1 protein-coding gene is annotated in these 238 nt (G+C 72.7%); it reads right to left on the minus strand.

Annotated features, from left to right (window positions below; translation table 11 throughout):
- Positions 1-238 (minus strand): hypothetical protein (locus SB717_RS39350; RefSeq protein WP_410908739.1); only part of this gene is annotated, 238 nt, incomplete at both ends.

The raw sequence follows: 238 nt of genomic DNA on the forward strand, positions 1-238 counted from the left end.
GCAGCCAGGAAAACCCCGACATCAGGAACGCCCAGCCGGTGAGCGCCGCGACGCCGACCGCCCAGGCCGCCGGCCGTCGCGCCCGCCCGCGCAGATAGGCGACCACCGCCGCGCCGAACAGCAGCACGAAGCCCTGGGTGGTGAGCTCGAAGGCATAGGTCTCCGGGATGCGCGCGAGCTCCATCACCGCGATCACCAGCGCGTAGAAGACGAAGGCGCCGATCAGCGCGGCGGCCGG

Origin of the sequence: Priestia sp. SIMBA_032, assembly GCF_046535215.1 — a bacterium.
Lineage (GTDB): Bacteria > Bacillota > Bacilli > Bacillales > Bacillaceae_H > Priestia > Priestia aryabhattai.